At 73.1% G+C, this 24,361-nt stretch carries 20 protein-coding genes; 7 read left to right on the plus strand and 13 right to left on the minus strand.

Annotated features, from left to right (window positions below):
• Positions 1 to 41 precede the first annotated feature (41 nt).
• From ACFYOB_RS34275 to ACFYOB_RS34305, 7 genes are all read left to right on the plus strand, one after another.
• Positions 42 to 1,058 carry a GDSL-type esterase/lipase family protein gene (locus ACFYOB_RS34275; protein ID WP_388566926.1) on the plus strand — a complete coding sequence of 339 codons (1,017 nt, stop codon included), beginning with the start codon at positions 42 to 44 and terminating at the stop codon, positions 1,056 to 1,058.
• Positions 1,059 to 1,182: 124 nt separating this feature from the next.
• A complete protein-coding gene (locus ACFYOB_RS34280) occupies positions 1,183 to 2,178 on the plus strand; it encodes an SCO0930 family lipoprotein (protein WP_388567092.1) in 996 nt (331 codons plus the stop codon).
• A 141-nt stretch (positions 2,179 to 2,319) separates the two neighbouring features.
• Positions 2,320 to 3,183, plus strand: a complete 864-nt coding sequence (locus tag ACFYOB_RS34285; protein ID WP_388566929.1) for a LytR/AlgR family response regulator transcription factor — start codon at positions 2,320 to 2,322, stop codon at positions 3,181 to 3,183.
• Positions 3,184 to 3,381: 198 nt separating this feature from the next.
• On the plus strand, positions 3,382 to 3,657 hold the full coding sequence (locus ACFYOB_RS34290) for a hypothetical protein (RefSeq protein ID WP_388566932.1): 276 nt from the start codon (positions 3,382 to 3,384) through the stop codon (positions 3,655 to 3,657).
• A gap of 125 nt (positions 3,658 to 3,782) precedes the next feature.
• The gene (locus ACFYOB_RS34295) at positions 3,783 to 5,513 is read left to right on the plus strand and encodes a cation acetate symporter (RefSeq protein ID WP_388566934.1); all 1,731 of its coding nucleotides are present in this window, start codon (positions 3,783 to 3,785) and stop codon (positions 5,511 to 5,513) included.
• The gene (locus tag ACFYOB_RS34300) at positions 5,510 to 6,745 is read left to right on the plus strand and encodes a sensor histidine kinase (RefSeq protein WP_388566937.1); all 1,236 of its coding nucleotides are present in this window, start codon (positions 5,510 to 5,512) and stop codon (positions 6,743 to 6,745) included. Before ACFYOB_RS34295 ends, ACFYOB_RS34300 begins: the two co-directional genes overlap by 4 nt.
• A gap of 58 nt (positions 6,746 to 6,803) precedes the next feature.
• On the plus strand, positions 6,804 to 9,611 hold the full coding sequence (locus tag ACFYOB_RS34305) for a LuxR C-terminal-related transcriptional regulator (protein WP_388566940.1): 2,808 nt from the start codon (positions 6,804 to 6,806) through the stop codon (positions 9,609 to 9,611).
• On the opposite strand, the gene ACFYOB_RS34310 is transcribed toward ACFYOB_RS34305, so the two are convergent.
• The 13 genes from ACFYOB_RS34310 to ACFYOB_RS34370 form a co-directional block, all read right to left on the minus strand.
• Positions 9,572 to 10,123, minus strand: a complete 552-nt coding sequence (locus tag ACFYOB_RS34310; protein WP_388566942.1) for a sigma-70 family RNA polymerase sigma factor — start codon at positions 10,121 to 10,123, stop codon at positions 9,572 to 9,574. The genes ACFYOB_RS34305 and ACFYOB_RS34310 overlap by 40 nt on opposite strands.
• A gap of 253 nt (positions 10,124 to 10,376) precedes the next feature.
• Positions 10,377 to 11,819 carry a GuaB1 family IMP dehydrogenase-related protein gene (locus tag ACFYOB_RS34315; RefSeq protein WP_388566945.1) on the minus strand — a complete coding sequence of 481 codons (1,443 nt, stop codon included), beginning with the start codon at positions 11,817 to 11,819 and terminating at the stop codon, positions 10,377 to 10,379.
• Positions 11,820 to 11,997: 178 nt separating this feature from the next.
• Positions 11,998 to 13,155, minus strand: coding sequence for an XdhC family protein (locus ACFYOB_RS34320; RefSeq protein WP_388566948.1), 1,158 nt, complete (start codon positions 13,153 to 13,155; stop codon positions 11,998 to 12,000).
• Positions 13,155 to 14,483, minus strand: a complete 1,329-nt coding sequence (locus ACFYOB_RS34325) for an IS701 family transposase (protein WP_388566950.1) — start codon at positions 14,481 to 14,483, stop codon at positions 13,155 to 13,157. Before ACFYOB_RS34325 ends, ACFYOB_RS34320 begins: the two co-directional genes overlap by 1 nt.
• 72 nt (positions 14,484 to 14,555) lie before the next feature.
• Positions 14,556 to 15,203, minus strand: coding sequence for a TMEM175 family protein (locus tag ACFYOB_RS34330; RefSeq protein ID WP_388566953.1), 648 nt, complete (start codon positions 15,201 to 15,203; stop codon positions 14,556 to 14,558).
• A 97-nt stretch (positions 15,204 to 15,300) separates the two neighbouring features.
• Positions 15,301 to 15,657, minus strand: a complete 357-nt coding sequence (locus tag ACFYOB_RS34335; protein ID WP_388566956.1) for a nuclear transport factor 2 family protein — start codon at positions 15,655 to 15,657, stop codon at positions 15,301 to 15,303.
• Positions 15,658 to 17,172: an ATP-binding protein gene (locus tag ACFYOB_RS34340; protein ID WP_388566959.1), complete on the minus strand. Its 1,515-nt coding sequence runs from the start codon at positions 17,170 to 17,172 to the stop codon at positions 15,658 to 15,660. It abuts the gene before it with no gap.
• Positions 17,169 to 18,416 (minus strand): MFS transporter, encoded by a 1,248-nt coding sequence (locus ACFYOB_RS34345; protein ID WP_388566962.1) that lies wholly within the window; start codon positions 18,414 to 18,416, stop codon positions 17,169 to 17,171. Before ACFYOB_RS34345 ends, ACFYOB_RS34340 begins: the two co-directional genes overlap by 4 nt.
• Before the next feature lie 60 nt (positions 18,417 to 18,476).
• Positions 18,477 to 19,304, minus strand: a complete 828-nt coding sequence (locus ACFYOB_RS34350; RefSeq protein ID WP_388566965.1) for an FAD binding domain-containing protein — start codon at positions 19,302 to 19,304, stop codon at positions 18,477 to 18,479.
• On the minus strand, positions 19,301 to 21,706 hold the full coding sequence (locus ACFYOB_RS34355; RefSeq protein WP_388566968.1) for a xanthine dehydrogenase family protein molybdopterin-binding subunit: 2,406 nt from the start codon (positions 21,704 to 21,706) through the stop codon (positions 19,301 to 19,303). The genes ACFYOB_RS34350 and ACFYOB_RS34355 overlap by 4 nt, the downstream gene beginning before the upstream one ends.
• A gap of 5 nt (positions 21,707 to 21,711) precedes the next feature.
• The gene (locus ACFYOB_RS34360) at positions 21,712 to 22,209 is read right to left on the minus strand and encodes a (2Fe-2S)-binding protein (RefSeq protein ID WP_388566970.1); all 498 of its coding nucleotides are present in this window, start codon (positions 22,207 to 22,209) and stop codon (positions 21,712 to 21,714) included.
• 2 nt (positions 22,210 to 22,211) lie between these two features.
• Positions 22,212 to 22,931, minus strand: coding sequence for an NADPH-dependent F420 reductase (locus ACFYOB_RS34365; protein ID WP_388566972.1), 720 nt, complete (start codon positions 22,929 to 22,931; stop codon positions 22,212 to 22,214).
• Positions 22,868 to 24,352 carry an aldehyde dehydrogenase family protein gene (locus ACFYOB_RS34370; protein ID WP_388566975.1) on the minus strand — a complete coding sequence of 495 codons (1,485 nt, stop codon included), beginning with the start codon at positions 24,350 to 24,352 and terminating at the stop codon, positions 22,868 to 22,870. Before ACFYOB_RS34370 ends, ACFYOB_RS34365 begins: the two co-directional genes overlap by 64 nt.
• Positions 24,353 to 24,361: the final 9 nt, after the last annotated feature.

Here is a 24,361-nt window from a genome sequence, read left to right on the forward strand (position 1 = left end):
CCCGGCCGCGGATTCCCGCACCCGGCGAACGGAGGAGACGCGTGAGAGGACCGATCGGCGCCGACGAGGAGTGGCAGGACCCCGGACCCTTCCTGCGCGGGGTGGCCTGGCTGGACAAGGGGCGCCCGGTGCGGGCCGACCCGGCCGACACCATGCGGCTGCCCTGGGACACCGGCGAGCGGGCCACCCTGCCCATCGGGGTCCGGCTGGAATTCACCACCGGGACCGCGCGGGCGGTGGAGATCCGCTACCGGGCCACGGTTCCCGGCCCCACCGACGCCCTGCGCGACCTCGCGCACGGCTTCGCCCTGTGGGACCGGCACGGGGTGGTCCGCGAGGTGTTCACCGAACCGGCCGCCGAAGCCGTCGTACGGATCGAACTTCCCGGCGGTGGCGGCCCGTTCACCATCCACCCGCCCGAGACCCAGTCCCCGCTGGTCCTCGGCCTGCGCGGAATCGGCGGCCCGCTCGCCCCGCCGCCGCCCGCCCCGCGCTGGATCGTGCACGGCGACTCCATCACCGAGGGCTGGTGGTCCACCCGCCCCGCCCACGGCTGGCCCGCGGTCACCGGCCGGGCGCTGGGCTGGGACACCGTGAACCTCGGCTACGCGGGCGCCGCCCGCGGGGAGCTCGCCACGGCCGAACAGCTCGCCGGCCTGCCCGCCGACGTCCTCACCCTCGCCTTCGGCACCAACTGCTGGTCCCGGGTGCCCTTTTCCGCCCCGCTGCTCTACGAGACCACCCGCGCCTTCCTCGACCTGGTCCGCCAGGGGCACCCGCGGACCCCGATCCTGCTGGTCTCCCCCGTCCTACGGCCCGACGCCGAGCGCACCCCGAACAAGCTGGGCGCCACCCTGGGCGCCCTGCGCGACGCGATGGAGCGCGCCACGCGGGACCGGATGGCCGCCGGGGACGACCGCCTCGCCGTGCTCCCGGGCCGTGACCTGCTCGGTCCCGAGCACCTGGCGGACGGACTCCACCCCAACGACGCCGGACACCAGGTACTCGGCCTCGCTGTGGCCACGGCTCTGCGGCGTGCCGGGTTCGGAACGGGGTGAGTGAAACAGCCCACACGCATCGGCTTGAACAGATCGACCCCAACAGGGCGTGTCCTTCACACAGTTGCCGACGCACCGGAGACGGGCGGCGGACACGGAGACACCACACGTGGGAGAGATCAAGATGGGCATGAAGCGCGCAACCACCCTGGCCGCCGTGGCAGTCGTCGTCGCACTGACCTCCACGGCCTGCGACGGCGGGTACGAAAGCAAGGCCGGCGACGCCAAGCCGGCCGCTGCCGCTGCCGCTGCCGCCCAGGCTTCCGGATCCGACTACGGCTCCGACTACGGCGCGGGCGCGGCTCCGGGCGACGCCGAGTCGACGGGGGCCAAGGGCGCCGGACAGCTGGCGATCGCCCAGAACGAGCAGGTCGGCCAGGTCCTCACCGACAGTGCCGGGCTCACGCTCTACCGCTTCGACAAGGACACCGCCAAGCCCCCGAAGTCCAACTGCGAAGGGGACTGCGCCAAGACCTGGCCGGTGGTCGCGGCCGGCGACGCCACCGCCGCCGCCGGCATGGACCCGTCGGTGCTCGGCGAGGTGGTCCGCGGCGACGGCAGCAAGCAGCTGACCGTGGGGGGCTGGCCGGTGTACCGCTACGCCAAGGACGCCAAGGCGGGCGACCTGAACGGGCAGGGCGTGGGCGGCACCTGGTTCGCACTCGCACCCGACGGGAAGAAGGCCGCGAAGGCGGCCGGCGGCTCGGGCACCGCTCCCGGCACCGGTGCCGCCCCCGAGGCGGGCGGCGCGCAGCCGGCCGCGGGCGCCCTGACCGTGGCCAAGGACCCCAAGCTCGGCGAGCACATCGTCGACGGCAACGGCATGACCGTGTACCGCTTCAAGAAGGACACCGCGTGGCCGATGGCCTCCAACTGCACCGGCGACTGCGTGGCCAAGTGGCCGGTGGTGCCCCCGGTGGACAAGGCCAACGCCAAGGGCATCGTGGAGAAGGGCTACTCCGTACTGGACCGCCCCGACGGCAAGAAGCAGCAGGCGATCGACTGCTGGCCCGTCTACACCTTCACCGGCGACAAGAAGGCCGGCGACATCAACGGGCAGGGCGTCGGCGGCACCTGGTACGCGGTCTCGCCCGACGGCAAGCTGATCACCACCTCCTGACCGCCCTCCACTCCCCCACCTCCTGACCACCGCCCTCCCCCCTCCCCCACCTTTGAGCCGCGCGGCCCCCTGCCCCCTCCCCCCCGGCAGGCGGGCCGCGCACCGTTTCCCCGCGGCGCACTCGTCCATAGACTCCACCGCATGCTGCGCGTACTGGCCGTCGACGACGAGAAGCCGCTCCTGGAGGAGCTCCTCTACCTGCTGCGCTCCGATCCGCGGATCCTCAGCGCGGAGGGGGCCTCGGACGCCACCGAGGCGCTGCGCCGGATCACCCGGGCGCTGGAGACCGGCCCGGACGGGGCCGACGGCATCGACGTGGTCTTCCTGGACATCCACATGGCCGGGCTGACCGGGCTGGACATCGCCCGGCTGCTGGCCGGGTTCGCCCGGCCGCCGCTGATCGTGTTCGTCACCGCCCACGAGGGGTTCGCCGTGCAGGCCTTCGACCTCAAGGCCGTGGACTACGTACTCAAGCCCGTACGCCCGGAGCGGCTCGCCGAGGCCGTGCGGCGCGCGTGCGCGCAGCTGGGCCGGGCCGGGGAGGCTCCGGCGGCCGCCACCGGGGGCGCGCCGGGCGGTCCGTTCGCCGCTGCCGCGCCGGCCGCGCCGGCCCTGCCCGTCGTACCGGTGCCGCGCCGCCCGGCGGCCGAGGTCACCGTCGCCGACCGCGCGCCGGAGCAGATCGCCGTCGAACTGGGCGGGGTCACCCGGTTCGTGGCGATCGCCGACATCGCCTACGTCGAGGCCCAGGGCGACTACGCCCGGCTGCACACCGACGAGGGCAGCCATCTGGTCCGGATCCCGCTGTCCACGCTGGAGGAGCGGTGGGCGGCGCGCGGGTTCGTACGGATCCACCGCCGTCATCTGGTGGCGCTGTCCCGGATCGACGAGCTGAGACTGGACGCGGGCACCACCAGCGTCCGGGTGGGCTCGGCGGAGCTCCAGGTGAGCCGCAGGCACGCGCGGGAGCTGCGGGACCTCCTGATGCGCCAGGCGACCGGCTGAGCCGGGGCGGCCACGGCGGCCTTCCGGCCGACCGCCGGCCGGGCGACGGCGACCGTCCGGCGGCGCGGCGGTGCCGTTCGTCGCACGCCGAGGGGCGTACGGCGATCCGCCGGAACCGTCGGCCGCACCGCCCCGGTGAACGGCTCTGCCGGGCACCGCCCCCGCGTATCGTGGATCTTCCGGCGCGGGAGGAGCGAGATGTCCGAAATCCAGGCGCTGCTCGACGCCCTCACCGGACTGCCCCGCACCCGGCCCACCGGGCCCGCCGAGGCCGAGGCGCTGCTGGCCCGGCTGCGCAGCGCGGCCGCACGCTGGGCCGACATCCTGTACGAGGCCGGCGAGGACGTCCGCGACCAGGTGCCGCCCCGGGCGGAAGCGGCGCTGACGCTGGCCTTCCGCCGCGCCGAGGAGTCGTACGTGGAGCTGGAGATCGCCCTGCGCGACTGCGCGGAACACCGCGACCCGGCGATCTGAGCCGCAGGGCCCCCACCCGGTCCGAATCGTGCCTGTTGCCCTGTCAGGGGGCGTGCGTAGACTCCCGTCACCCTCCCCCTCGCTCCGCCGGGGGACCCCCGCACCCCCTGCCGAAGGACCGCCCGGTGAACCAGACGTACGCGCTGACCGCGGTCACCGTCGTCGTACTGGTCACGGTCCTGGTCGGCGCCCTGGGTCTGCGGATATCCCGGACCACCTCCGACTTCTACGTCGCCTCGCGCACGGTCGGGCCCCGCCTGAACGCGGCGGCCATCAGCGGCGAGTACCTCTCCGCCGCGTCCTTCCTCGGGGTGGCCGGGCTGGTGCTGCTCCAGGGTCCGCAGATGCTCTGGTATCCGGTGGGCTACACCGCCGGGTACCTGGTGCTGCTCGTGCTGGTGGCGGCCCCGCTGCGCCGCTCGGGCGCGTACACGCTGCCCGACTTCGCCGAGGCCCGGCTGGAGTCCCAGGCGGTGCGCCGGATCGCGGTGCTGTTCGTCATCGGGGTCGGCTGGCTGTACCTGCTGCCGCAGCTGCAGGGCGCGGGGCTGACCCTGGCGATCCTGACCGGGGCCCCGCACTGGGTGGGCGGGGTGGTCGTCGCCGTCGTGGTGAGCGCCGCCGTGGCCGCCGGCGGGATGCGCAGCATCACCTTCGTACAGGCCTTCCAGTACTGGCTCAAGCTCACCGCCCTGCTGGTCCCGGCCTTCTTCCTGGTCGCCGCGTGGGCCGGGGACGGAGCGCCGCGGGCCTCCTTCGACGCCCCGGCCGTCTTCCGCGAGCACACCGCCGTCACGCTGGCCGAGGACGTACGGCTGTCGGTGGAGGCGCCGCTGACGGTGACGGTGACCGGGCAGGTGGACGGGCGGACGTACGAGGCCGCCCCGGTGACCCTGGCCGCCGGGCAGCACTCCGTACGGGCCCGCGCGCGGCTGGAGTTCAGCCCGGACACGCCCGTCCCCGACACGCGGGCGGAGGCGGGCCTCGGGGTGTCCAGCTGGTCGGAGCCGCTGTCCGGGGACCGCCGGGAGTACCGGCTGTACGCGACGTACGGGCTGATCCTGGCCACCTTCCTCGGCACGATGGGCCTGCCGCACGTCGCGGTGCGCTTCTACACCAGCCCCAACGGGCGGGCCGCGCGCCGCACGACGCTGGTCGTGCTCGGGCTGGTCGGGGTCTTCTACCTGCTGCCGCCGGTGTACGGGGCGCTGGGCCGGATCTACGCGCCCGAGCTCGCCCTCACCGGCGACGCGGACGCGGCGGTGCTGGTGCTGCCCGAGCGGATGCTGGGCGGGCTGCTCGGGGATCTGCTGGGGGCGCTGCTGGCCGGGGGCGCCTTCGCGGCGTTCCTGTCGACGGCCTCGGGGCTGACCATGGCGGTGGCCGGGGTGCTGCACCAGGACCTGCTGCCGGCCCGCGGGGTGCGCAGCTTCCGCTTCGCGGTGCTGGTGGCGATCCTGGTGCCGCTGGGCGGGAGCGTGCTGGCGCGCGACGTGCCGGTGGCGGACGCGGTGGGGCTGGCCTTCGCGGTGTCCGCCTCGTCGTTCTGTCCGCTGCTGGTCCTGGGCATCTGGTGGCCCCGGCTGACCCCGCCGGGTGCGGTGGCCGGGCTGGTCACGGGCGGCGGGGCTGCGCTGAGCGCGGTACTGGCGACCCGGGGCGGCGTGGCCCCGGCGGGCTGGATCCACACGCTGCTGGCATGGCCGGCGGCGTGGTCGGTGCCGCTGGGGTTCCTGACGATGGTGCTGGTGTCGCTGGGCACCCGGTCGAGGATCCCGGGCGGGACGGCGGCCACCCTGGCGCGGCTGCACCTGCCGGAGGACGTGGCCGGGGACCGGACGGCGGGCGCCCGGTGACGGGGGCGGTGGTAGCGGTGCTGGCGGTGGCGGGCGCGGTCCTGCTGCTGGGCGCGGGCTGGGCGGCGGGCCGCCGGCACGCCCGGCGCGGTGAGCGGGCAGCCGGCCTCGATCTCGGGACCCCGGTGGAGCGGGCCACCTTCCACACCCTGCACACGGCTTCGCTGGCCGCTCCCCCGCTGCGCGCCGGGCTGACCGAGGACGCCGCCCGCAAGGCCGCCCGGCGGCTGCGGTCGCTGCTGGGCACGGAGGCGCTGTGCCTGACCGACCGGGAGTCGGTGCTGGCGTGGGACGGCCCCGGCGCCGACCACCACGAGCGGCGGGCGATGGCCCGGGTGGCGGTGATGCTGGATTCGGGGCGCAGCCAGAGCGTGCGGACCGAGTGCCAGCGGCCGGACTGTCCGCTGAAGTGGGCGGTGGTGGCCCCGCTCACGGGCGAGGACGGGATGCTGGGCGCGCTGGTGGCCTACGGGTCGCGGGAGTCGGCGGTGCTGGTGCGGGCGGCCACGGAGGTCGCGCGGTGGGTGTCCGTACAGCTGGAGCTCTCGGAGCTGGACCGGTCGCGGACCCGGCTGATGGAGGCGGAGATCAAGGCGCTGCGGGCGCAGATCTCCCCGCATTTCATCTTCAACTCCCTTGCCGCGATCGCCTCGTTCGTCCGGACGGATCCGGAGCGGGCCCGGGACCTGCTGCTGGAGTTCGCGGACTTCACCCGGTACTCCTTCCGGCGGCACGGTGATTTCACCACGCTGGCCGAGGAGTTGCGGTCCGTCGAGCAGTATCTGGCGCTGGCCGGAGCCCGGTTCGGGGACCGGCTGAAGGTCACCCTGCAGGTGGCGCCGGAGGTACTGCCCGTGGCGCTGCCGTTCCTGTGCCTCCAGCCGCTGGTGGAGAACGCCGTCAAGCACGGGCTGGAGGACTCCCCCCGGGACTGCCGGATCACGATCACCGCGCGGGACGCGGGTGCGGAGGCGGTGATCACGGTGGAGGACAACGGCGTCGGGATGGATCCGGCCCTGCTGCGCCGGATCCTGGCCGGGGAGCACCGGGGCCCCTCGTCCGGCGTCGGGCTGCCCAACGTCGACGAGCGGATCCGGCAGGTGTACGGGGACGAGTACGGGCCGGTGATCGAGACGGGCGTCGGGGCCGGCATGAAGGTCACCGTGCGCATACCCAAGTACCGTGCGGGCGTGCACAGTTCACCGCCGGGCCACCCGCCTCACCGGTACTGACGGCAGCGGCCCGTGGCATCCTTCGACCGGCGCGACGTGACCGGAGAGGATTGCCGACGTGCGGGTCGGGCGGGAACAGCAGCGTGACGAGTTACGGGAATGGGTGCGCGGGGGTGTGCGGGGCGGTGGTGCTCACGGCGCCTGCCTGATGGTGGAGGGCGAGCCCGGGGCGGGCCGGACCGCCTTCGTGCGGGAGGCACTGGTGCAGGCGGCGGCGCTGGGCTGCCGGGTGCGGTACGCGGCGGCCGACGCGCTCGCGGCGGACCTGCCGCTGCGTGCCGCGCTGGACTGCGTGCACCCTTCGGGCCCGGCCCGGGCCGCCGTGGTCGCGCTGCTGCGGGAGGCCGAGCGGGCGGTGGCACCCGGCGGCGCCCTGCTGGCGGCGATGGACCTGCTGGCGGCCGGGGTCGAGGAGTGGTGCGCGCAGCGGCCGCTGCTGCTGGTGCTGGACGACCTGCACTGGGCGGATCCGGCAAGCCTGCTCCTGTGGCGGCGCCTGGCCCGGACGGCGAGCGCCGGGCGGCTCCCGCTGCTGCTGGCGGCGACCAGACGGCCGCTGCCCCGCAGGCCCGGTGCGCAGCGGCCGTGTGCGGCGCCGGGCGGGCGCACGGTCCGGCTGGAGCCGTTGACCGCGGCGGAGTCGGCCGAGCTGGTCCGTGGCCTGCTGGGGGCGCCGCCCGGGCCACGGCTGCGGGAGGCGGCGGAGCAGGCGGGCGGTAATCCCCGGCTGCTGCGGGACCTGCTCGCCCAGTGGTCCGGACTCGTCCGGGTCGAGGGCGGCCGCGCCGAACTGTCCGTCGCGGTGGCCGAGTTGCCGCCGCCGCCCGCTTCCCTGGCGCACGGGCTCGACTTGCTCTCCGGCCCGGCGCGCACCACCGTGCGGCATGCGGCGCTGCTGGGCCCGGAGTTCACCGCGCGCGAGTTGGCCCTCGTACAGGCCAGGCCCGCACGGGAGTTGCTCGCGGATCTGGAGGAGCCGCTGCTGGCGGGGCTGCTGGAGGACAGCGGGGACCTGCTGCGCTTTCGCCACCCGGCGCTGCGGCGCGCGCTGTACGCGCAGACGCCGGGAGCCCTGCGCACGGCCCTGCATGAGGACGCGGCGCGGGCGTTCGCCGAGGCGGGGCTGGCCCCGGCCCGGACCGCCGGACAGCTGCTGCGCGCGGGCCGGCTGAGCCCCTGGGCGGTGCGCTGGCTGGCCGCTTCGGCGCCGGCGCTGATCGCGGAGGTCCCGGGTACCGCGGCCGAGCTGCTGGAGCGGGCCATCGCGCAGGGCGATCCGCGGGAGCGGGAGACCCTGGAGGCGCTGGAGGAACAGCTGGCGGACGCGGCACTGATGCTGCGGCGAACGGAGTCCGCGGCTCTCCTCGACGCGCTGCGGGCCCGGACCACGGACGCCGACCGGCGGGCGGCGGTGGACTTCAAGCTGGTCTCGGCGCTGATGATCCAGGGGGACATGGACCGTTCCCTGGCAGTGACCGAGCGGGCGCTTGCGGAGGAGTTCCCCTCGGCGCTCTGGCGACTTCGGCTGGAGGCCTGCCGGGTGCTGGCGCTGGCCGATCTGCACCGGCCGGCCGAGGCGTTCGCGCTGGCCGGGCCGGTGGTTGCGGGCGCTCGGCGGCTGGGCGATCCGCTGTGCGCGGCGGAGGCCCATCACGCGATGTCGTTCGCGCTGTTCCACCTGGGGCGCGGGCGGGACTCGCTGCACCACGTCGCGGAGGGGATCGCGTACGCGCGGCGCAGTCCGGCCGCCAACGACATGCGGTTGCTGCTGCTGGCGAACCAGGCGGAGGGCCACCTGCGCTTCGACGAGCCGGAGATCGTGGCGGCGGCCCTGCGGGAGGCGCGGGAGCTGGCGGCCGCGACCGGCTCGGCGGGACGGCTGGTGGTGACCGAGGCGCGGCTCGCCGAGTTCCACTACCGGCTCGGTGACTGGGACGAAGCCGTGTCCGGCGTGGCCCGGGCGCGTGCGCTGCCGGTGTCCGACGGCTGGCTGCCGGTGGTGGTGCACGGGCTGCGGGCGCTGGTACTGGGCCACCGCGACGAGCGGGAGGCGGCGGGCGCGGAGCTCGCGGAGCTGTCGGCCGATGCCTTCGGTACGCCCGCGGCACGCCGGTACGCCTCCCACGTGCTGCTGGCCCGGGCCCTGTTGGCGGAGCGGGACGGCCGCCCGGCCGACGCGCTGCGCGCGCTGCTGCCCGAGCTCGCCGAGGACGCGCAGGACGCGGTGTCGTACGAGCGCCCCTGGGTGCTGTCGGAGATCGTCCGGCTCGCCCTGGAGAGCGGGGAGACGGGTACGGCGCGGGAGGCGGTGGCGGCGTGCGGGCGGGTGGCGACGGCGCTGCCCGATTACCCGGGGCCGGCACTGGCCCTGCTGCGCTGCCGGGGCCTGTTCGCGCAGGATCCGGAGCTGCTGGCGCAGGCCGTGGCGCACGGGGAGCGCGGCGGGTGGCCGCTGGTACTGGGTCACACCCTGGAGGACCTGGCGGTGGCCCGGGCCTGGCGCGGCGATCTGGCCGGGTCCCGGTCGGCGCTGACGCGCGCGGTGGCGGCGTACGGGGACCTGGGCGCCCTGTGGGACATCGCCCGGGCCGATGCCCGGCTGCGGAGCCTGGGGGTGCGCCGGGGCAGCCGGTCGGCCCGGCGGCGGCCGGCGAACGGCTGGGAGGCGCTGACCCCGGCCGAGCTGAAGGTGGCGCTGCTGGTGGCGCAGGGCCGTTCGAATCCGGAGATCGCGAGCGCGCTGTTCCTGTCGCCCAGGACGGTGCAGACGCACGTGTCGCACATCCTGGCCAAGCTCCAGGTGCGCTCGCGGGCGGCGGTGGCGGCTCAGGCGGCGGCCCGGGCGCCCGGCGCCGATGGTCCGTAGCCGGGCATGGCGGCGCGCAGCGCCCGTAAGGCGTAGTACGTACGGGACTTCACCGTCCCGGGAGGAACTCCGAGTACCTCGGCGGCCTCGCAGACGGAGGCTCCGCGGAAGTAGATCTGCACCAGCACGGCGCGGTGCTCGGGGCTGAGTGACAGCAGGGCTTCGCGCAGGTCCAGGGAGGTGACGGCCTCCTCGGTGCGGTCGTCGGCGGCCGGGGAGTGCTCCAGGGCGTCCGGCCCGACCTCGGCGGGGCGCACCTGGCGGGCCCGCCGGGCGTCGATGGCCAGGCGCCGGCCGACGGTGTAGAGCCAGGGCCGCACGGAGGCGTGGGAGCTCTCCAGGGCCTCGGGGTGGGTCCAGGCGCGGAAGAGGGTCTCCTGGAGGAGGTCCTCGGCGCGGTGCCGGTCGCCGAGGGTCAGGCCGAGGAGGAAGCCGTAGAGGGCCTTGCCGTGCTCGCCGTGCAGCCGGGCGAGGGCGTGGGCGTCGGTGCGACGGGTCAGGGTTCTGGTCACGGGGTGCCCCTTCCGGGTCGGATGACCTGAGCGTGACGGAGGGGTGCCGTGGAGTTATCCGCCGCTTGGCGTATCCCGCCCCGCGGGTCGCCGACCGGTCGGCCGAACAAGTCGAACGGTCGACCGGTTCCGCCGGGGGCACGGGGTCCGGGGCGGAGCCCCTGCTGGACAGGGCCGTGGCCCGGGAAACGGCCGTGGCCCCCGGGGCCGTCCGTGGGGACGGGCCCGGGGGCCACGGGAGGAAACGTGGGAGCTAGCTCCAGCTGGCGTGCAGCGGCTTGCCCTCGGCGTAGCCCGCGGCCGACTGGACGCCGACCACGGCCTTCTCCTCGAACTCCGCGAGGGATCCGGCACCGGCGTAGGTGCACGAGGACCGGACACCCGCGATGATCGAGTCGATCAGGTCCTCGACGCCCGGACGGGCCGGGTCGAGGAACATGCGCGAGGTGGAGATGCCCTCCTCGAACAGACCCTTGCGGGCCCGGTCGTAGGCCGACTCCTCGCTCGTACGGTTCTGCACCGCACGCGCGGAGGCCATGCCGAAGGACTCCTTGTACAGGCGCCCCTCGGCGGACTGCTGGAGGTCGCCCGGGGACTCGTACGTACCGGCGAACCAGGAGCCGATCATGACGTTCGACGCGCCGGCGGCCAGCGCCATCGCCACGTCGCGCGGGTGACGGACGCCGCCGTCGGCCCACACGTGCTTGCCGAACTTCTTGGCCTCGGCCGCGCACTCCAGCACCGCGGAGAACTGCGGGCGGCCCACGCCGGTCATCATGCGGGTGGTGCACATGGCGCCGGGGCCCACACCGACCTTGATGATGTCCGCGCCGGCCTCGATCAGGTCGCGCACGCCCTCGGCGGCGACGATGTTGCCGGCCACGATCGGGACCTGCGGGTCCAGCGCGCGGACGGCCTTGATCGCGTTGATCATCGACTCCTGGTGGCCGTGCGCCGTGTCGATGACGAGCGTGTCCACGCCCGCGTCGAGCAGCTGCTTGGCCTTGGCCACGAAGTCGCCGTTGATGCCGACGGCGGCCGCGATGCGCAGCTTGCCGTTGGCGTCGGTGGCCGGGGTGTACAGGGTCGCGCGCAGCGCGCCCTTGCGGGTGAGGATGCCGACGAGCTTGCCGTCCTTGTCGACGGCCGGCGCCAGCTTGCGGTGGCCGGCGTCGAGCTTGTTGAAAGCCTCGCGCGGGTCGATGTCGGCGTCGATGAGCAGCAGCTCCTTCGACATGACCTCGGAGAGCTGGGTGAAGCGGTCCACGCCGGTGAGGTCGTGGTCGGTGACGACGCCGATCGGGCGGCCCTCGCCGTCGACGACGACGCCGGCGCCGTGGGCGCGCTTGGGCAGCAGGGACAGCGCGTCGGCGACGGTCTGGGTGGGCGCCAGGGTGATCGGGGTGTCGAGCACGAGGTGGCGGGTCTTCACCCAGGAGATGACGTCGGTGACGACCTCGATCGGGATGTCCTGCGGGATGACCACGATGCCGCCGCGGCGGGCGACCGTCTCGGCCATCCGGCGGCCCGCGATGGCGGTCATGTTCGCCACGACGAGCGGAATGGTGGTGCCGGTGCCGTCGGGCGCGGAAAGGTCGACGCCCTGACGGGAACCGACCGCGGAGCGGCTCGGCACCATGAACACATCGTCGTACGTCAGGTCGTACGGCGGCTTCAGGTCATTGAGGAAACGCACGTGCTGAACATCCCAGTCGATCGGAGGATCTTTCTATGGCCTCGACAGGGCAGCAGCCGAGGAAACGCACGTACTTCATTCTCCCATGACCCGGGGTTTACACCGCCCGGGTCGATCGTCCAGGACATACCGGGCCGCCTGGTCTGTTCCTACAGAACTTCGGTCCGGCGCCGGTCTCTCACCCACTCACGGCGGCCCCGGCGGCCTGCGCCGTGCGCCGGTGCACCGGGCCGCGGCGCTGCGCCAGTGGGAGGACGGAGCCGCCGTGCCGGACCGCCGTGAACTCGGCGGCTATGGCCAGGGCCGTCTCCTCGGGGGTCGCGCCGCCCAGGTCGAGGCCGATCGGGGAGCGCAGCCGGTCCAGGGCGGCCTGCGGCACTCCTTCCTCGCGCAGCCGCGCGGCCCGTTCGGCGTGGGTGCGCCGCGATCCCATTGCGCCGACGTACGCGAGTGGCAGCCGCAGGGCGAGCGCGAGCAGGGGTACGTCGAACTTGGCGTCGTGGGTGAGGACGCAGACGGCGGTACGGGAGTCCAGCCGCCCCGCGTCCCGTTCCTCGGCCAGGTGCCGGTGCGGCCAGTCCACGACGACCTCGTCGGCGTCGGGGAAGCGGGCCGGGGTCGCGAAGACGGGCCGGGCGTCGCACACGGTGACGCGGTGGCCGAGGAAGGCGCCGATCCGCGCCAGGGCCGCGGCGAAGTCGATGGCTCCGTAGACGATCAGCCGGGGCGGTTCGGCGGCCGATTCGACCAGCAGGGTCAGCGGCTCTCCGCACAGTCCGCCGGCCGTGCCGAGCTCGACGGTGCCGGTGCGCCCGGCCAGCAGCAACGCCCTGACCTGCACGGTAGCGGCCCGGTCCAGCTCCGCGCCCGCGCCCAGGGTGCCCTCGTGCGATCCGTCGGCGTGCACGGCGAGTGCTCGGCCGAGCTGGGGCCGGGGGCCGCTGACCACTCGGGCCAGCGCGGCCCGCGTCCCGCCGGCGGCGGCGTCGAGCACCGAGCCGAGGACCGGGCGCACCGGGTCGCGCCCGCGCACCGGCGTGACCAGGACGTCCAGGACTCCCCCGCAGGTGAGGCCCACGGCGAAGGCGTCGTCGTCGCTGTAGCCGAAGCGGTGCAGGCCGCCCTGGCCGGATTCGATCGCGTCGAGGCAGAGCTCGTGCACGGCGGACTCCACGCAGCCTCCGGAGATGGAGCCGAGCGCTGTGCCCCGGTCGTCGACGGCGAGTGAGGCGCCCGGTCCGCGTGGCGCGCTGCCGCTGACGGAGACGACGGTGGCCAGGGCGAATTCCCGGCGCGCGGCACACCACGCGCGTAGCTCCTCGGCTATGTCGAGCATCAGCGGATGTACTCACGGCGCGGGGTCTGGCCGGGAATGAGCGGCCGGGGCGGCATGACGGCCGGGGCCGGCGGCCGGGGGAGGGCGGGCCGGGCCGCGGCGGCGGACCGGGTGGCGACGGAACGGGCGGCGACGGAACGGGCGGCTCCGGTGTAGGCGTCGTGCGCCGGGTCGCGCGCGCCGAGGAGTTTCGCGGCGTGGGCGACGCTGGCCAGGGTGGCGTGGTGGTGCCAGCCGCGGAAGGAGCGGCCCTCGAAGTCCCGGATCCCCACGGGTTCGCAGATATCGGTGAAGTCGAGGGAGACGCGGTCGGTGAGCTTGGCGAGCAGGAACAGCTGGGCGAGGGGCCGGTCGCCGATGTTGGTGATCCAGAACTCGGAGGGCAGCAGGGCGGCTTCGGTCCAGGCTCCCAGCAGCAGCAGCGGGGTCGACGGCGCGGGTGCGGGCCGGTCCTCGCTGGGGGTGGCGAGGATGGAAGCCGAGGTCAGCAGGGTCACCGCGCCTTCGGACCTGCCGTGCCGGGTCCATTCGACGACGCGGCGCTGTGAGCGCAGGGAGTCGATGAGCTCGCGGGCGGGCGCGGTGTGGGGGCCCGGCTTGTGGCGGCCGGCGCCACCGAAGGAGACGGGCAGCGAGCCGTCGACCTTGAAGACGAAGGGGATGTCCTGGAGGGCGAAGGACTCGATGCTCTGCGGGAGGTCGGCGTTGGAGACCTCCATCACCACGGGCCGGCGCTGGAGTTGCCAGGTGGCGGCCATCCGCTGGACGGCGTGTACGGCGTCCTGGGTGGGGGTGAGGGAGCGGGCCGTGTCGGGGATGCCGGCCCTGCGGCGGCGCAGGAGTTCGCTGGTCCAGGGCCCGGGGAGGGTGAGGGTCCATTCGACCGGGAAGCTCGCCTCGCTGGAGGCGAGCCAGATCCCGCTGGCCTGCTGACAGTTGGCGGTGCGGCCGAGCTGGGGGACGAACTGCCGGCCGACGCCGACCGAGCGGTCGCCCGCCTTCTCTATGACCATGGGCTGGAGCACCCAGGCCAGCGGGCGCTGCGCGGTGCGTTCGAGGTGCTGGGCGAGGGAGCGGCGGACCGGGGTCCAGTCCCAGGGGGACTTGCTGATGAACTGCTGAAGACTCTGCTCGACGGAACTGGCTCCTGTTCCGGCGATGTTACGGATGGTTTTCTTTCCGGTGGTCCGCACCAGGCCGTTCAGATAAACGCGGGCCCAGTTTCGCTGGTCCCGCCGGGGTAACGACTCGAAGAGAAGAGAGATCAGGACGTCGATCAATTCGGAGATTTCCTTCGTGGAATCCTCCGGCAGGACTACGCGAGCCATGTGGGCCTCCCCCGCGACCAGCTAGATCCAATACCCTACTTGACCGCAGAGAACGGCCGTAGGCCCCGGCGGCTACTTCCTGAGGTCGCTGGCAGTATCGAGCCGCTCTTCCTCTACCACGAGTGGGATGGGGATCTGGTTCGCCGCATAGTAGAGCGCGATCAGGAAGTGTGCGACAAGCGTGAGCGGTGCGGAGAAGAACGCGAGGAGCACGGTCAGGGGGTAGGCGATGGCGCCGAGACCGAAACGAACCCTGGTCGCCCGCGCACCTTCCTTGTCGACCTGCTCGTGGAAGAGGTGTCCGACCTGGGTGACGTACCACCAGAAGGCCAGGAACGCCAAGGCGTAGGCCACGGTGACGAGACTGTAGAGCACGGCCGCGGCGTTCGCCGAACCGCCTTCCTCCATGAGGTGCTCGGCGAGGACATTGGTCGTGTACGGAATCACCGACACCACCATCAGCACCAGGAGATTCAGGAACAACAGCGGGCGGTCGACGCGCTTGAGGTGACTGAAGATGGTGTGGTGATTCACCCACATCACGCCGATGATGAGGAAACTCACCACGTACGCGGCGTAATGCGGCCACTGTTCCCGGACCCCGTGCCAGAAATCGGATCCCGTTTCCTCCGGAACCTTCAATTCCAGGACGAGGATCGTAATGATGATGGCGAATACACCATCACTGAATGCCTCGATCCGTCCGGTTTCGCGTTCCATGGCCTCCCCTTCGCCACTGCATATATCTACGACTCGCACATACGGGGAGGGCGTACGCCCCCCGCCCTCCCCGCACACGCTACCCAGATTTCGGCCGTCAGCCGCCGAATCCGGCAGTCTGCCGCCAGATTCGGCCATCGCGGACGACAAGTGTCCCGAACGCGTGCTCCGGTTCACCGTTCAGGTTCATGATCGCCCGATAGAAGATGGTGTCGTCCGTCTCGATGTACTCCTGGAGTTCCACCAGGGTGGGCTTCACGGTGAGATAGCCGGTGAACGTCTCGCGAACGGCGTCGATGCCCACCGAGACCCCCTCGAAGCGCAACAGCACCGCGTCGTCGGTGTAGTTCTTCATGACCGCCTCGATGTCCAGGGCGGCCAGCGCTTCCATCTGGCGGACGAACACCGGGTGCAGCTTGGAGATGTCGTACTTGGCCATGTCGACTCCGTTCATTCAACTGGTGGAGGAGCTGGACGGGGAACTGGTCGGAGTGGGTGCTTCGGCAGGTGAGGCGCAGGACTGGGTGCTCCCGGCGAACGGCAGCCGCACGACCATCCGGGTCTCGCCCGGGCGCGAGCGGGCCGTGATCGACCCGTGGTGCCGCTGGGTCACGATGCGGTAGCTGAGGTGCAGCCCCAGGCCCGTGCCCTTGCCCACGTCCTTCGTCGTGTAGAAGGGTTCGAAGATCCGCGGCAGGGATTCCTCCGGGATTCCGCGGCCCGTGTCGGTGATCTCCACGACCATGCAGACGCCTTCGGCACGGGCGCGCAGCGTGAGCACGCCGGCCCCTTCCATGGCCTCGGCGGCGTTGTCGACCAGGTTGGTCCACACCTGGTTCAACTCGCTCGGATAGCCCGTCAGTTCGGGCAGGTCCGGCTCGTACGCGCGCACGATGCTGATCCCGGCGAGCTTGGCACGCAGCACGACCAGCGTGTTCTCCAGCCCTTCGGTCACCGGGAAGCGCTGTTCGGGCGCGCGGTCGAGATTGGCGTAATCCCGGGTGGCGGAGACGAGTTGGGAGATGCGCGGGCCGGCCGCCCGGAGTTCCGCGGCGAGCGAGCGGATCTCCAGCAGCGCCGCCAGGTGGTCCAGGGCGGCGGCGAGGGCGGGCTCGCCGACGCCCTCCAGCCGCTCCAGCAGCCAGCCCAGCTCCAGCCCGAGGTCCGCCACCCCCGAGCCGAGCAGACCGGACCGTTCGGTGCCCGCCTCCTCGGCCCAGTCGGCGATCTCCTCCTCGGCGTCGGCCTGGGCGAGCGGGTCGGTGATGTCCGGCGGCGGCAGCTTGTCCAGTTCCTCCGCGAGCCGGTCGAACACGGATCGCTCCGCGCCGGTGGCGGCCGCGCCCCACGCCTGGGCGGTGCGGGTGAGCCGGTCGAGGGCGGGGGCCAGCTCCTGCGCGGCCCGGGCCACGGCGGCCGCCGGGTTGTTCAGCTCGTGGGCCAGGCCCGCGGCGAGGGTGCCGAGCGCCTCCACCGTGGCCCGCTTGCGGGCCTGCACCTCGGAGGACTTGATCCGCCAGGCCAGTACGGGGATCAGTACGGCGGCCACCCCGTGGCAGCGGGTCAGCATCTCGAAGAAGACCGGCTTCGCGTAGGCCACGACGGTGGTCGACGGCCCGCTCGCCGCCGCGGTGGCAACGTAGGAGCCCTCGGTCAGCAGCGGCAGTTCGCCGGTGAACCGGTGGGCGGCCGACGGTTTGCCGTCGTGGTCCTCGGCGGCGGCGCTCTCCTCCTCGGTGGAGTGCCGGGTGAGCACCTCCTCCCGGCCGTCGACGACCTTGGTGACGACCAGCCCGCCCGAGAGCAGGACGTGGAAGCCGGTCGCCTCCTCGCCGTCCCGGAAGAGCACCTCGCCGTCGGCGAGTACCCGGGGCTCGGAGACCGAGACCAGCCAGTCCAGCTGGTCCTCGGTGATCCCGGCGAAGATCTCCAGCCCGCGCAGCGCGGACCTCAGTTCCAGGGCGTTCACGCGGGACTCCCCTCGGCCCGGGTGCGGGCGGCGAGCCGCAGGGTGACCAGCAGGGCCAGCGCGCACACCCCGGCGACGGCGGCCATGAAGCCGACCGAGGTGCGGTGCAGCCCGTGGATGTTGGTGAGCATCCCGGCGAGGACCGCCGGCACGCTCATGGCGAGGTACGCGAAGACGTATACGGCGGCGGTCAGTTCGCCGCGGTGCGCCGGGTCCGCCAGCGCGCTCAGCGCCCGGAAGGAGCCGAGGAAGGCGGCGCCCCAGCCGCTGCCGAGGACCGCCGTGGCCACCAGGAACACGGCGGCCGAGCCGAGACCCAGCGCGAGCAGGACCAGGGCGAGCCCGGCGAGCAGTCCGCACAGCCCGAGCACGGCTGTGTGCAGGGCCTCGGTGCGGCCCAGCATCAGCTGGGCCGCGGTGGCGGCGCCCGCGAGGAGTGCGACCGTGGCTCCGCCGACGAGGTAGTTGGTCGACTCCAGGAGCGAGAGGGCCAGGTGCGGGCCCAGCGAGAGGTAGAAGCCGCCCACGGACCAGACGGCGACGATGGTCAGGACGAGGACCGCGAACCGGCCGCGGGCGCCGGCCGGCACGTGGATCCGGTGCGGGACCACCCGGAAGCGGCCCCCCGCCCCCGGTGCGCTCTCGCGCATCCGGGCCACACCGACCAGGGTCACGGCGAAGGCCCCGACCAGCAGCAGGTAGCTCAGTACGGTCGGCGCGGGCGCGTACTGGACGAGGAGGCCGGCCCCGATCCCGCCGAGCCCGATCCCCACCGTCGGTCCGGCGCTGTTGACCTGGGCGCCGAGCGCGGGCCGGGACGCGGGGCTGAGTTCCAGCAGCGCAGCGCCCATCGCCCCGGTGGCCAGGCCCACGGCGAGTCCCTGCACGGCGCGGGCGGCGAGCAGCAGCCCGAGCCCCTGGGCCGAGGCGAACAGGCCCATCGAGACGATCGCGAGGAGCAGCCCGGCGGCCAGCACCGGGCGCCGGCCGAGGGTGTCGGACAGCGACCCGAACAGCAGGAGCCCGGCGAGCACGGTGACCGCGTACAGCGCGAACACCACCGTGATCATGCCGGAGGACAGGTCCCACTTCTCCTGGTAGAGCACGTAGAGGGCGGAGGGCACGGAGGAGGAGAGCATCAGCAGGACGAGGACCGCGCCCACCACCCAGAAGCCGGAACCTCTGGGCGCACTGGCCGCTGGTGCGGCTGGGTGCACGCTGACTCCCGTGGTCGTTTTCGACATGTCGGCCACTGCTTGCTCAACTCCCCCGTGATGGGCCCCGCGTGGGACCCGTGATGACGGTCAGGCGAGGGCCTGGGCCCTTGCCAGCGCGCGGGCCGTGAGCACCCCCGCGAGGTGGCCGAGGTACTCGGCCGAGGTGCCGCGCCCGGGGACGAAGAGCGCCCGGGGCTCGGCGCGGAACGCCGCGAGTACGGCGTCCGTGGTGTACGGGCCCCCGCGCAGCCGGTCCTCGACCCCGCGCAGCCGCAGCGGGCGGGCGGTGGCTCCGGTGACGGCGATGCGCGGTCCGTCGGGGGTGATCCGTACGGCGGTGGCGCACACCGGGTACCGGGTGGCCCGGTCGGCGGTCTTCTCGAAGGCGGCGGCCCCTCCCGCGGCGGGCACCAGCAGGGCGGTGACGACCGTGCCGGCGGGTGCGCCGCCGGCCGCGAACTCCTCGGCGGAAACGGTCGACCGCCCGCCGGGACCGGCGAGTTCGACCTCGGCGTCGGCGGCGATGGCGGCGACCGGCAGGTCGGTGGCCCGGCCGCCGGCGGCGAGGTTGCCGCCGGCGGTACCGAGGTTGCGGACCTGGGGGTCGCCGTTGGCCCGGGCCGCGGCGGCCAGTTCCGGTGCCCCGGCGAGCACCAGCGGGTCGGCGGAGAGCTCGGCGAGCGTGGTGAGGGCTCCGATCCGCAGCCGCGGACCGTCGGGGGTGCGCGTGATGCCCCGCAGCTCCTCCAGCCGCCGGATGTCGACCAGCAGCCCGGCCCGGTCTGCGCCGGCGCGCAGGTCGGGCAGCAGGGTCTGGCCCCCGGCCAGTACCCGGGCGCCGCGGGTCCCGGACAGCAGGGTGAGCGCCTCGTCGAGGCCGGCGGGCCGGACGTAGTCGAATTCGGTGAGGATCACTGGGCTTCCCCTCTCAGGCGGCGCCAGACCTTCTCGGGGGTGAGCGGCATGTCGATGTGCGTGACGCCCAGGTCGGAAAGGGCGTCGACGACGGCGTTGACGACGGCCGCGGCGGGCGGGACGGTGGCGATCTCGCCGGCGCCCTTGGCACCGAGCGGGTTGTGCGGGCTGGGTGTGCACGTCTTGTCGAGGGCGAAGAACGGCGCGTCGGCGGCGCGCGGCAGGGCGTAGTGGTTCAGGTCGGCGCTGACGAGCAGCCCGTTCTCGTCGTACTCGGCGGCCTCCATGAGGGCCTGGCCGAGCCCGTGGACGATGCTGCCCTCGATCTGGCCGAGGACCACCTTCGGGTTGCCGATGTTCCCGGCGTCGTCGACCGCGGTGTAGGCGACGACCTCGGTCTCGCCCGTCAGCTCGTCCACCTCGACGACCGCGACGTGGGTCCCGAAGGGGTAGTTGAAGTCCGGCGGGTCGAAGTGGGTGGTCTCGTCGAGCGCGGGCTCGATCTCCGGGGGCAGCCCCCAGCCGTACCACATGGCCATCGCCAGCTCGGCGAAGGTCTTGGTGTTCTGCGCGTTGCCCTCCTCGTAGACCTTGCCGTCCTCGTAGACGACCTTGTCCTCGGGGATGCCCAGGAAGACGGCGCCGGCCTTGACCAGCTTGGCCTTGATCTTCCGGGCGGTGAGCGCGACGGCGGGCGCGGCCATGCTGTAGGAGCGCGAGCCGTAGGTGCCCTGTCCGTACGGGGCCTTCAGCGTGTCCCCCTCGTACACCTGGACCTGGGCCGGGTCGATGCCGAGCTCGTCGGCGGCGACCTGCGCGAAGACGGTACCGTGGCTCTGGCCGGTGGAGGCGGAGCCGACGGTGACGGTGACCTCGCCGGTCGGGTGGACGCGGATGTTCGCGCTCTCCCAGGTGCCGCCGAGCATGCCCTCCTTGGACATCCGGGTGGAGGGCCCGACACCGCAGATCGCGACGTACGTGGCGATGCCGACGCCCAGGCGCTTGCCGCGGGTGCGGGCCTCCGCCTTGCGCGCGGGCATGTCGGCGTAGCCCGAAAGCTCGATGGCCTTGTCGAAGTTCGGCTGGTAGTTCCCGGAGTCGTAGGTCCAGCCGAGGCCGTTGTCGTACGGGAACTTCTCCGCCGGCACCAGGTTCTGGCGCCGCACCACCGCCGGGTCCATGCCGATCTCGGAGGCGTACCGGTCGACGAGGCGCTCCATGAGGAAGGCTGCCTCGGCGCGCCCGCTGCCGCGCTGGGCGCCGAGCGAGACGGTGTTGGTGAAGGCGGCGTAGACCTCGCAGAAGGCGGCGTCGATGTCGTACATCCCGCTGATGGAGCGGCCCATCAGGGCGGTGGCGACACCGGGGCCGATCGTCGAGGGGTATGCGCCGAGGTTGGCGTAGCTCGTGCAGCGCACGGCGGTGATGCGGCCGTCGCGGGTGCCGGCGAGGACGACGTGCTGGCGGTGGTCGCGGCCCTGGACGGTGGAGTTCATCAGCCCGGTACGGGTGTCCACCCACTTCACGGGCCGGCCGAGCGCCTTGGACAGCAGCAGGACCAGCGCCATGTCGGGGTACAGGTACCCCTTGGTGCCGAAGCTGCCGCCGACGGTCGGGGCGATCACCCGGAGTTTGTTGAAGGGGATGCCGAGGACCAGCGCGGAAAGCAGGAAGCGGTGGTTGTGCGGGCCCTGGGTGGAGGCGTAGAGGGTGTACTCGCCGGTCGCGGCGTTGTAGTCGCCGACCGCTCCGCGCGGCTCGATGGGGCTGTTGATGGTGCGCTGGTTCACGAGGTCGAGCTCGACGGTGACCTCGGCCGCGGCGATGGCCGCGTCGGTGCGGTCCTTGTCGCCGCAGGTCCAGTACGCGTTCAGGTTGCCCGGGACGGCCTCGTGCAGCTGGGGCGCGCCCTCGGCGAGCGCATCGTCGGCCCGGGTCACCACGGGCAGCGGCTCGTACTCGACGGCGATGGCGGCCAGCGCGGCGGCGGCCTGGCGCGGGGTCTCGGCGACCACCACGGCGATGGGGTCGCCGACGTGGCGCACGGTGTCGCCGGTGAGGACCGGGCGGGCGCCGGGAAGTCCGTAGGGGTGGGGCGGGAAGTGGCTCTCGACCCCGCCGGGTATCCAGATGCACGGCAGCGGCATGACGTCGGTGAAGTCGGCCGCGGTGGCCACCTTCAGCACGCCGGGCAGCTGCTCCGCTGCCTTCGTCTCGATGGAGAGGATCTTCGCGTGGGCGACCGGGCTGCCCAGGATTGCCATGTGGGCCGTGCCCGGCAGGTCGATGTCCCCGACGTACTTGGCCTCGCCGCGCAGGAGCTGCGGGTCCTCGCGGCTGTCCAGCGGCTTGCCGAGGACGCCGTTCCCCTGGAGGGCGCTCTCCCCCGTCACTGCGGTCATGTCCCTCACGCCTCCTGTCCGGCAGCGATGGATGCTGCGGGCGCTTCGGCGCGGGCGGCCGCGCAGGCCCTCTGCACTCCGCGTACGACGCTGTGGTAGCCGGTGCAGCGGCACAGGTTGCCGGTGAGCCACTCACGGATCTCGGGCTCGGTGGGGGCCTCGCCGTCGGCGGTGTTGTCGACCAGCTCGCCGAGGGCCATGACCATGCCGGGGGTGCAGAACCCGCACTGGGTGCCGTGCTCCTGGCGCAGTGCCTCCTGGAGCCCGGTCAGTTCGCCGCCGGCAGTGGTGACGCCCTCGATGGTGGCCACCTCGGAGCCGGCGGCCGAGGCGGTGAGGACCAGGCAGCTCTTGACCGACCTGCCGTCCAGCTGGACCACGCAGGTGCCGCACTGGCCGGTGTCGCAGCCGACTTTGGTGCCGGTCAGTCCGAGGCCGTCGCGGAGTCGTTCCACGAGCAGTTCGTTCGGCTGCGCCGAGAACTGCTCGGGTCTTCCGTTCACGTTCAGTGTGATATCCATGCCAGCGCCTGCGCTTCCGTGAGCGGCCGGTTGAAGAGGGGCCCGCCGGGCTGCTGGAGAATTCCCCCGGAGTGCAGCGGGCCGGTGTCTACGGGCGCGAATCCCAGATCCGTGATGATTCCCGCGACGATTTCCTTCGCTTTCCCGTCGTCGCCCGCCGTGAAATGCGCCAGGCGCTCACCGGCAGCGGTGCCGGCGACTGCGAGAGTTTCGAAGTGCATGGTGTTGAGGGATTTCACGACCTGCGCGCCGGGATACCACTGGGCGACCAGGTCGCTGGAGCCCCGGTCGCCGAGGTCGGCGGGGGCGCCGGGGCCGCTGAACGCGTTCGTGGCGTCCACCAGCACCTTGTCCTGCACGACGTGCGGCGGCAGCAGGCCCCGCACGCTGTCGAACGGCACCATCAGCACCAGGAGTTCGGCCTGCCCGGCCGCCTTGGCGGGGTGCGCCGCCGAGGCCGCCGGGCCCAGTTCGGCCACGAGCGGGCCGAGGGTCTGCGGGCCCCGGGCGTTGGCCAGCACGACCTCGTGGCCTGCCGCCACCAGGATCCGTGCGAGGACCGTGCCGATCCGTCCGGTGCCGATGATGCCTGTCCGCATGTGACGCTCCTCGATCGCTGGATTCCGCGCGGCCCGCGGTGTCAGTCCATGCCGATCCAGACCGACTTGGTCTGGGTGTAGCTCTCCAGCGACTCGGGTCCGCACTCGCGGCCGTAGCCGGAGGCCTTGTAGCCGCCGTAGGGGACGGAGGGGTCGTACTGGTTGTAGCAATTGACCCAGACCGTGCCCGCCTTGATCTGCGAAGCGACGCGGTGGGCGCGCCGCAGGTCCTTGGTGTGGACTCCGGCGGCGAGGCCGTAGGCGCTGTCGTTGGCGATGCGTACGGCGTCGTCCTCGGTGTCGAAGGGGATGATCGACAGGACCGGCCCGAAGATCTCCTCCTGAGCGATCCGCATCCCGTTGTCGACGCCCGTGAAGACGGTCGGCAGGAAGTAGAGGCCCTGGCTGGAGGCGCCCTCGGGGGTCCACCCGGTGCCGCCTGTGCGCAGGATCGCGCCTTCCTTCTCGCCGACCTCGATGTACGAGCTGACCTTGTCGAACTGGCCGCGGTGGGCCAGCGGCCCGAACAGCGTGGCGGGGTCGCGCGGGTCGCCCGGCTTGAGGGCGGCGGCCCGGCGGACCAGGCGTTCGACCATCTCGTCGTGGATGGGCCGGTGCAGGAGCAGGCGGGAGCCGGCGGTGCAGATCTCGCCCTTGTTGTAGTAGATGCCGAAGAAGGCGAGCTCCTCGGCGGCGTCGAGGTCGGCGTCGGCGAAGACGATGTTGGCGGACTTGCCGCCGAGTTCCATCGTCACCTTCTTCAGGGTGCCGGCCGCCTTGCGGATGATGGACTGGCCGACCACGGTGGAACCGGTGAAGGCGATCTTGTCGATGTCCGGGTGGTCGGTGAGGGTCTCGCCCAGTTCCACGCCGGGACCGGTGATCACGTTCAGCACACCGTCCGGGATCTCCGCCTCCTGGAAGAGCTCGGCGATCTTCAGGGCGGTGAGCGGGGTCGCCGGGGAGGGCTTGTGGACGACCGTGTTCCCCGCCGCCAGCGCCGGTGCGATCTTCGTCATCGACAGCAGCAGCGGGAAGTTGAACGGGGTGATGGCGCAGACCACGCCCAGCGGCTCGCGCAGGGTGTAGGCCAGCTGGCCGCCGGCCGGCGCCCGCGAGGAGCCGTCGACGCGGGTCACCGCACCGGCGTAGTAGTGCATGAGCTGGGCGGCCATGGGAGCGTCGACCGTGCTGGAGAAGGCGAACGGCTTGCCCATGTCCACGGTCTCCAGCAGGGCGATCTCCTCCAGGTCGCGCTCGATGAGCTCACCGACCCGGTTCAGCCTGAGCGCGCGCTCCTGGGCGGAGAGTCTGCTCCACGGACCTTCCTCGTACGCCTTGCGGGCGGCGGCGACGGCCGCGTCCGCGTCGGCGGCGGTGGCCTGGGCCACCGGCACGATCTCCTGGCCGTCCACGGGGCTGATGTCCGGTTCGGTACGGCCGTCCTGGGCGGGGACCCATTTGCCGCCGATGAACAGTTTTCCGGGGTTGGCCAAGGGCTGGTCGCTGAGCGCGCGCTTGGTCATGGCTGCCTT

This window comes from Streptomyces sp. NPDC006463 (genome assembly GCF_042870715.1).
Classification (GTDB): Bacteria; Actinomycetota; Actinomycetes; order Streptomycetales; family Streptomycetaceae; genus Streptomyces.

Excerpts from the sequence above, each read along its gene's own strand:
- ACFYOB_RS34355 (WP_388566968.1), bottom strand. The coding sequence starts at position 21,706 with ATGACCGCAGTGACGGGGGAGAGCGCCCTCCAGGGGAACGGCGTCCTC.
- ACFYOB_RS34320 (WP_388566948.1), bottom strand. The coding sequence starts at position 13,155 with ATGCTCGACATAGCCGAGGAGCTACGCGCGTGGTGTGCCGCGCGCCGG.
- ACFYOB_RS34345 (WP_388566962.1), bottom strand. The coding sequence starts at position 18,416 with ATGTCGAAAACGACCACGGGAGTCAGCGTGCACCCAGCCGCACCAGCG.
- ACFYOB_RS34325 (WP_388566950.1), bottom strand. The coding sequence starts at position 14,483 with ATGGCTCGCGTAGTCCTGCCGGAGGATTCCACGAAGGAAATCTCCGAA.
- ACFYOB_RS34280 (WP_388567092.1), top strand. The coding sequence starts at position 1,183 with ATGGGCATGAAGCGCGCAACCACCCTGGCCGCCGTGGCAGTCGTCGTC.
- ACFYOB_RS34285 (WP_388566929.1), top strand. The coding sequence starts at position 2,320 with ATGCTGCGCGTACTGGCCGTCGACGACGAGAAGCCGCTCCTGGAGGAG.
- ACFYOB_RS34335 (WP_388566956.1), bottom strand. The coding sequence starts at position 15,657 with ATGAACGGAGTCGACATGGCCAAGTACGACATCTCCAAGCTGCACCCG.
- ACFYOB_RS34370 (WP_388566975.1), bottom strand. The coding sequence starts at position 24,352 with ATGACCAAGCGCGCGCTCAGCGACCAGCCCTTGGCCAACCCCGGAAAA.
- ACFYOB_RS34330 (WP_388566953.1), bottom strand. The coding sequence starts at position 15,203 with ATGGAACGCGAAACCGGACGGATCGAGGCATTCAGTGATGGTGTATTC.
- ACFYOB_RS34290 (WP_388566932.1), top strand. The coding sequence starts at position 3,382 with ATGTCCGAAATCCAGGCGCTGCTCGACGCCCTCACCGGACTGCCCCGC.